At 63.7% G+C, this 7,215-nt stretch carries 6 protein-coding genes and 1 pseudogene; 1 reads left to right on the top strand and 6 read right to left on the bottom strand.

Annotated elements, in window-relative coordinates:
• From Q0L57_RS01220 to Q0L57_RS01210, 3 genes and pseudogenes are all read right to left on the bottom strand, one after another.
• Window positions 1-98 (bottom strand): annotated as a pseudogene (locus tag Q0L57_RS01220) (homocysteine S-methyltransferase); the annotation flags it as partial.
• Window positions 95-2,548: an FAD-dependent oxidoreductase gene (locus Q0L57_RS01215; protein WP_296736635.1), complete on the bottom strand. Its 2,454-nt coding sequence runs from the start codon at window positions 2,546-2,548 to the stop codon at window positions 95-97. The pseudogene Q0L57_RS01220 and the gene Q0L57_RS01215, both read right to left, overlap by 4 nt.
• 22 nt (window positions 2,549-2,570) lie before the next feature.
• Window positions 2,571-3,158, bottom strand: a complete 588-nt coding sequence (locus Q0L57_RS01210) for an XRE family transcriptional regulator (RefSeq protein ID WP_296736631.1) — start codon at window positions 3,156-3,158, stop codon at window positions 2,571-2,573.
• Between the two features lie 237 nt (window positions 3,159-3,395).
• On the opposite strand from Q0L57_RS01210, the gene Q0L57_RS01205 reads away from it, so the two are divergent.
• Complete coding sequence (locus Q0L57_RS01205; RefSeq protein ID WP_296736629.1) at window positions 3,396-4,100, top strand: nitroreductase; 705 nt, start codon at window positions 3,396-3,398, stop codon at window positions 4,098-4,100.
• Window positions 4,101-4,138: 38 nt separating this feature from the next.
• Here Q0L57_RS01205 and Q0L57_RS01200 read toward each other — a convergent pair whose 3' ends face one another.
• The 3 genes from Q0L57_RS01200 to Q0L57_RS01190 form a co-directional block, all read right to left on the bottom strand.
• Window positions 4,139-5,521 (bottom strand): MFS transporter, encoded by a 1,383-nt coding sequence (locus tag Q0L57_RS01200; protein ID WP_296736627.1) that lies wholly within the window; start codon window positions 5,519-5,521, stop codon window positions 4,139-4,141.
• 256 nt (window positions 5,522-5,777) lie between these two features.
• On the bottom strand, window positions 5,778-6,365 hold the full coding sequence (locus Q0L57_RS01195; protein ID WP_366940847.1) for a sarcosine oxidase subunit gamma: 588 nt from the start codon (window positions 6,363-6,365) through the stop codon (window positions 5,778-5,780).
• 7 nt (window positions 6,366-6,372) lie between these two features.
• Window positions 6,373-7,215 (bottom strand): aminomethyltransferase family protein (locus tag Q0L57_RS01190; protein ID WP_296736624.1); only part of this gene is annotated, 843 nt, incomplete at its 5' end.

Here is a 7,215-nt window from a genome sequence, read left to right as displayed (position 1 = left end):
ATCAGCACCCTGGCCGACCACAACGGCGTCGGCTCGGACCTGCTGCGCCGGACCAATTCCTGACCCATGCCGCCGTCGGTGAGGATGACGGAGGTCATGCCCGCAGCTTCTCGTTCTTCGGATCCCATAGCGGCTCGTCGTTCTGGACGACGGCTTTGAAGCGATCGCCGAAAATCTCGACCTCGACCGCGGTGCCCGGTTCCGAGAGATCCGTGCGCAGCATGCCGAGCGCGATAGACTTGCCGACGCGGTGGCCCCAGCCGCCCGATGTCGTCTCGCCGACGATCCTGCCGTCATGCCAGAGCGTCGACATGTAAGGCGCGTCGCAATCGCCCGGATTTTCGACGACAAGCGTAACGAAACGCTTCTTCACGCCCTGCTGCTTCTCGTTGAGCAAGGCCGCCTTGCCGCGGAAGTCGGGCTTGTCCCATTTGACGAAGCGTTCCAGGCCGCCCTGCAGGATCGAATAGTCGGTCGACAGGTCGCCCTTCCAGGCGCGGTAGCCTTTTTCGAGCCGCAGCGAATCCAGCGCGTACATGCCGAACGGCTTGAGCCCATGCTTCTGGCCTGCGGCCCAGACCGCGTCGAAGACCGCAACGGTATCGTCGACCTTGGTGTGGATCTCCCAGCCGAGCTCGCCCGCGAAGGAAACGCGCACCAGCTTCGCCCAGCGCCCGGCGATGGTCGTTTCCTGATGCGTCAGCCACAGGAGCGAGAGGTCGGCGTCGCACACCTCGGCCAGAATCTTGCGTGAGTTCGGCCCCGCGAGGATCTGCGTCGAATACTCTTCCGTGCGGTCGGTCAGCGTGAAGGCGGCATCGGCCGGCATACGCGACTTCAGCCATTCGAAATCGTGCCATTGCGCGACCGCCGCGGTGATCAGCGTCATCTGGTCCTCGCCGTGGCGCACGACCGACATCTCGGTGACGATGCGGCCCTTGTCGTCGGCGAAATAGACGAGGCCGATGCGACCGGGTTTCGGCACAAGGCCGGTGACTTGCCGCGCCAGCCAGTCGGCTGCACCCGGACCTTCGAGATTGAAGCGAGAGAAACCCGGAAGGTCGAGAATGCCGGCGGCGTCGCGCACCGCCAGGCATTCCTCGCGCACCCGGTGCTGCCAGGGTCCGTCGCGGCGGAAGGTCAGCGTCGACTCCTCCGAAGTGTCGTCGCCGGAGCCTGCATACCAGGTGGCGCGCTCCCAGCCATTATAGGCGTCGAACTGGCCACCCAGCGCCTTGATGCGATCGTGCAGCGGCGACAGCTTGCGATTGCGTCCCTCCGGCCAGGCATGGCGCGGGAACTGGATGGCGTATTCGTTGCCATAGATTTCCATGCCCTTGGCCACGCAATAGTCAGGCGCGGAAGCAAAGGAGGTGAAGCGGCGCGGGTCGCAGGACCACATATCCCATTCTGTCTGGCCCTCGGTGATCCACTCCGCCAGCACCTTGCCGGCGCCGCCGCCCTGGGCAATGCCGAAGGTGAACACGCAGGCCTCAAACGCGTTCGGCACTCCGGGCATCGGCCCGATCAGTGGATTGCCGTCAGGCGCGTAGGGGATCGGCCCGTTGATCACCTTGGACAAGCCTGCGGTGCCGAGGATCGGGACCCGGGCGACAGCGTCGGCGAGATAATGCTCGAGACGGTCGAGGTCGTCGGGGAAGAGCTGGAAGGAGAAATCCTCAGGCATAGGATCGTTGTGGGTTGCCCAATGCGCGCGGCAGTTACGCTCATAGGGGCCAAGATTCATGCCGCTCTTTTCCTGGCGCAGGTAATAGGACGTGTCGACGTCGCGCAGCAGCGGCAGTTTTTTGCCCTGTTCCTTCGTCCAGGCGGCGAGTTCGGGGATTTCCTCGAACAGGATGTACTGGTGGCTCATCACCATCATCGGCACTTCGCGGCCGAACATTTTCCCGACTTCGGCCGCACGGTAGCCGGCGGCGTTGACGACGATCTCGCAGCGGATTTCGCCTTGCGGTGTGGTGACTACCCATTCGTCATTCTCGCGGCGAACGCCGGTGACCGGGCAAAAGCGGATGATTTTCGCGCCCATGTCGCGCGCGCCCTTCGCCAGCGCCTGCGTCAGCTGCGCGGGGTCGATGTCGCCGTCGCTCGGATCGTAGAGTGCGCCTTTCAACTCATGCGTCTCGATGAAGGGGTAGCGGCGCTTGATCTCGTCAAGGCCGACGACGTCGATATCCATGCCCTGGTAGCGGCCCATGCCTTTGGCGCGCTGGAACTCCTGCATGCGCTCGTTGCTATGGGCGAGCCTGAGCGAGCCGGTGACATGGTAGTTCATCGGATAGTCGACCGCATCGGCAAGCCCGCGATAGAGCTCGGTCGAATAACGCTGCATGTTCATCAGCGACCAAGACGAGGAGAAGGTCGGTACGTTGCCGGCTGCATGCCAGGTCGAGCCCGAGGTCAGCTCGTTCTTCTCCAGCAGCACACAGTCGGTCCAGCCTGCCTTGCATAGGTGGTAGAGCGACGAGGCGCCGACGACACCGCCCCCGATGATCACCACGCGTGCCGTGGTCGGCAAACCGGCCATGTTCTTTCCTCCAAAATCCAAATCAGTATACCGGCGGCGAAACCACCCAGATGACGACCGCTGGCTCGGTGCCCGGATTGCGCCAGCGGTATGGCTTGCCCTCGAAGCGGAACGAGTCGCCTTCGCCGAGCCGGTGCCAGACGCCGGCTATCTCGATGTCGAACAATCCGGAGGCAATGTAACCGGCCTCCTCGGTCGGCCGCAGCGCAGCCGTCTTCATCTCCGCGCCCGGAGCGAAGACGGAGCGCACCACCTCGAAGCTACCGCCAAGGTCGGGGGACAGAAGCTCCTCCACCAGACCCGATTCACTTGTGCCAAGCACACGGCGGCGGCCGCCTCGCACGATGACGCCTCGCTCCTGCTCGACAGGGACGTCATGGCTGAAGAACAGACTGATCGAGACGCCGAAGAGTTCCGCGAAGGCCCTGAGGTCGCCCAGCGAAGGGACCGACAGGCCGCGCTCGACCTGGCTGACCCAGCCGACGGAGCGGCCGAGCTTGAGAGCAATCTCGGCCAGCGTCAGTCCGCGCGCCTTACGCAGCGCACGGATATCGCCGGCGAGCAGCCGCTCGGCATTATCCTGCTCCGGTCTGTCAGCGGTCGCGGCCAATCGGCTCTCGTGAAAAAAGGTGAACAAATTTCATGAGATAGCAAGCTCATGAAAAAATCAAGTGGATTTTCATGGGCCACAAGATTTGCTTGCGTGATTTTTGCGGTTGATGCAAAGGCTCGCGCACGAACGGCGAGTGGGGACGTCCGGTCGGGGACCATTTTAGTTGTTAGGTGTCTGCGGATGGTCGTTGCGGGAACCGGTTGCGGGTTCCGGCCATGCGCGAAGGGACGACCCATGCTGGAAAAGAATAGCCGGATCGCTTCGGATGAGGCGATCGTCGACGAGGCGATCATGTCGCGCCGGTCGGTGCGCGCCTTCCTGCCCGATATGGTGGATGACGAGACGATCCGCGCCATCCTGGCTGTCGCGGCGCGCGCGCCGTCGGGAACCAATATGCAGCCCTGGCGGGTCTATGTGACCAAGGGCGAGGTCAAGCAGCGAATCAGCGACGCCATCCTGAATTCGGGCATCCGGGCCGAGAAGGCCGAGTGGGACGAGTACCGCTACTATCCCGACCAGTTCTTCGAGCCCTATCTCACCCGCCGCCGCGCAAACGGCTTCGGTCTCTACGGCGCGCTCGGTATCGGTCGGCGCGAGGTCGATAAGATGCGGGCGCAGCACGACCGCAACTTCGTCTTCTTCGATGCGCCGGTTGGCATGATCTTCACGGTCGACCGACGCCTCAACCAGGGTTCGTGGATCGACTATGGCATGTTCCTGCAGAACATCATGGTCGCGGCGCGGGGCAGGGGCCTGCATACCTGTCCGCAGGCGGCCTTCGCGCCTTACCACAGGCAAATCCGGCCGGTGCTCGACATTCCAGACGAGGAGATCGTCGTCTGCGGCATGGCGCTTGGCTACGAAGATACCTCGAAGCCCGAGAACGAGTTCCGCACGGACCGCGCGCCGCTTGAGGACTGGGTGACGTTCGCAGAGTAAGGCGACTGCAGTTCAGCAACACTGCGCGGCCCGGAAGCCTACTCGGTGTTCATATGCGCGCCATGGCCGCTGACATGGGCGCCATCCCGTGGCGTCAACCGGAGATAGGCGAACAGGGCGCACAATGTGATCAGGCCTTCGACGACGAACAGGATACGATAGTCGTTGACACTTGCCTTGCCGCCGCCGGCGAGCAGCGACAGCAACGCCGCTGCGAGGCCGACGCTGATTGCCACCGCCAGCTGCCAGAGGATGTAATAGAGCGCGCTGAACCGGGAAAGCTGCTCGGGCGCGATATCGGAATAGGCGAGATTGCCCGTCGAGGCCCATTGCACGGAGCGAAAGAGGCCGAAGACAAAGATGTAGGCGAGCACGATCCAGGTCGGCATGCTTTCATGCATCAAGGCAAAGCCGGCGACCAGCAGGGCGACGATCGGCGTGTTGGTGATCAGCACCCGCTTGAAACCGAAACGGTTTAGGATTCGGGGCATGAAGAAGCGCATCAGCAGTGATCCGATCGCCGCCACGAAGGTCAGCGATCCGGCCTGCACGGCGCTCATGCCGAAGCCCAACTGGAACATCAGCGGCAACAGGAAGACCACCGAACTCAGGCCGATCGTGTCGAGGCCACCGCCGGTGAGGAAGCTGATGCGGAAGGTGCGGATGCGCAGCAGCTTGAGGTCGAGCAGCGGATTTCGAGCGCGCAGGCAGTAGAGGGCCGCGACGCAAAGGATGGCGATCGCCAGCCCGAGCTCCAAGGCGATAATGCTGCTTGCCGCATCCTTCGCGGCAAGCGAGTCCATGCCGAAGACGAGAAGCCCCATGCCGCTGCCGACGAGCAGGAAGCCAGGGAAGTCGAAGGGGGTGCGGACCGGCTTGGTCGTGGAGGGAAACAACGAGGCAGCGAGCAGCGCAGCGGTGAGCGCGATCGGGATGTTGATGTAGAAGATCCAGCGCCACGAAACATAGGTGGTGAGCGCGCCGCCGACGAGCGGCCCGACCAGCGGACCGGATTGGCCCGCGAGAGAGATATACATGTTGATCTTGAGCGTGCGGTCGCGCGGGAAGCTCGACAGGATCACGACCTGGCCCAGCGTGCCCATGAGAGCTCCGCCGAAGCCCTGTAGCGCGCGCGAGCCGACCAGCATCCAGATGTTTTCCGACAGGCCGCAGAGCGCCGAGGCGCTGGCGAAGACCAGCAGCGCGAAGCAGTAGACGTTGCGCAGGCCGAAGCGGTCGGCCAGCCAGCCGCCTAGCGGCATGGTGACGATGAGGCTGGCGACATAGACGGTGATCAGCAGGCCGAGCTGGCTCGGCGGGCGATCCAGGCTCTCGCCGATGCCGGGCAGCGCGGTGACGACGACGTTCTGGTCGAGGCTGGTCATGAAGACGCCGCAGGCGACTGTTGCCGGCAACAGCATCGACGGGCCGTCCGCTGGAGCAAAGCGGGTCGTGGCCGTCGCCGAAGTCTCTAAAGTCATGGAAGGGTATGGTCGAACTGGTTGCCTGGACGGGCGCCTGCCCCGGCAAAGCGCCCGTGATTCCTATCTATCATCATTGCTGGCCCAAGGCTCAAGCAGCAGTTGCGGCCGTCGATAGTGCCAGAAGCACGCTGGACCAATGCTTTGGCTCATAGCTCACGCGGAAGGAAACCTCGGGCCTTTTCCCGGGACTGCCTTACTGGACCTCGTAACCGACTTCCTCGCTGGCGTGGCACAAGGCCTTCCAGAACGAGCGCGCGAAGGAGCGGAAGACGTATATGTCGAACTGGTCGGCCCCGGTGCGCTGGATCTGGGCGAAAATGTCGTGATGGTTGGTCGAACGGCCGGCGCCCAGCGGGAAGGCCGGCAAGGCGAAGTCGATGGCGAAGAACTTCGCCATGACCCATTCAGCTTTCGGCCCGGCGACACGGATCGCGGTACGGCCGTGGGAGAGATCGGTGACCGTACCAACCGTAGACGTGATGACGCCCGTGAAAGCGGACGCCAGCCCTTCCGTCTCGCCCACCACTGTGAACTTGCCGGGTGCGAAGCCGAATGCCGACTTGGCGCCGTTGGTCACGCCACCGCCGGCGGCATCCGGCAAGGCGAGGCCGGTCACCTTGTAGATGCCGGACATCAGCCGCTTCTCTTCGCCCGGCCATGCGGCGAGCTGCAGGATCGAGCCCGGCCGTGTTTCGGACAGGATGACGTCGACACCATGTTCGAAATTGCCATGCGAGCCCGGATGGTATTCCGGCTCGAGCGGCGACAGGCGTTCAGGCAATTGACGCTCAGCCATGCATGCGGCTCCCGTCCGGATCGTAGAAATGGTTTGAGACGATCTCGATCGGCCCGAACCGGTTGCGCAACGGGTCGGAGACGAAGGCCCGTGTGCCGTGGCGCGCCTTGCCGCCCTTGACCAGGGCCAGCGCGATGTATTTGCCGAGCGCCGGCGAATAGCAACAGGCCGTGATGTGGCCGATCGAATCGTGTGGATTGGCCTCGTCCAACTCCTCGACGATGTGAGCGCCGCCGTTGAACGGCCGGTTGTCGAGCGAGACGAGACCGACGAGCTGCAGCCGATCGGAGGCGACCAGACCCTCGCGGTCCATCATGGCCGAGCCGATGAAGGGCTTCTTCTTCGACAGCATCCAGTCGAGGTGGAGATCGCGGGCGGTGGTGCGGCCGTCTATCTCCGCGCCGGTGACATGGCCCTTTTCGATGCGCATGGTGCCGAGCGCTTCGAGCCCATAGGTCACAAGGTCGAAGGGCTTGCCGGCCTCGATCAGCGCTTCCCAGACGCGAGTGCCGTAGCCGGCGCCGGAATAGACCTCGAAGGCCATCTCGCCCGAGAAGGAAAGCCGGCAGATCATTACCGGTACGCCGGCGATCTGGCCATGGACGATGCCCATGAAGGGCAGGGCGGCGTTGTCGACAGCGGTGCCGGTGACGCAAGAGGCGAGGATGGCTCGCGCGTTCGGTCCACCGATTGCGGCGCCCGCCCATTCGTCGGTCACCGAGGTGACGGTGACCTTCAACTCAGGCCAGACGACGTCGAGGAAATATTCCAGATGCTGCATCACCTTGCCGGCATTGGCGGTGGTGGTGGTCATCAGGAATTCCTGCTCGCCGAG

The sequence above is a fragment of the Mesorhizobium sp. genome, assembly GCF_024509055.1.
Taxonomy (GTDB): Bacteria; Pseudomonadota; Alphaproteobacteria; order Rhizobiales; family Rhizobiaceae; genus Mesorhizobium.
The sequence above is the reverse complement of the archived record's forward strand: the minus strand, read 5'-3'. Positions and strand labels throughout refer to the sequence as shown.